Origin of the sequence: Legionella brunensis (genome assembly GCF_001467025.1) — a bacterium.
Lineage (GTDB): Bacteria > Pseudomonadota > Gammaproteobacteria > Legionellales > Legionellaceae > Tatlockia > Tatlockia brunensis.
Map to the genome: position 1 here is coordinate 1 of NZ_LNXV01000035.1, position 366 is coordinate 366.

A 366-nucleotide genomic window follows, 5' to 3' on the forward strand; every position below is an offset into this window, starting at 1 on the left:
TTTAGTGTCTGACTCAAGCCCAAAATCTGGAGCAATTTGCAAAGAGCATTACTACACCGTAACCCCTAAATCACGTTATCGCTATGAGTTGGTGAATCAAGTGGCGGATGGCAAGCATTGCTACCCATCGGGCCACAGCACCCTGGCCTGGGAAGCTGGAAAAATCAAGCCGCATACGCCTGACCAATATGGGTTTTTGGTGTGGCGAAAACGTCACTGTACATTCCTTTAGTCGGGAGAATTCTATGCTAAGAAAAGGAATTTTGTTATTGATTGGGTTTTTGATAATGACTTCATCTTTTGCAGTACAAGTATCTGTGTTTGTTAGCTTTTCTATGCCAGATACGCTTTTGCAAGAGACATTAA

1 protein-coding gene is annotated in these 366 nt (G+C 42.9%); it reads left to right on the forward strand.

What is annotated here, in order from left to right; genetic code table 11:
- Positions 1-232 (forward strand): TraU family protein (locus tag Lbru_RS14305; RefSeq protein ID WP_193786925.1); only part of this gene is annotated, 232 nt, incomplete at its 5' end.
- Between the last annotated feature and the right edge of the window lie 134 nt (positions 233-366).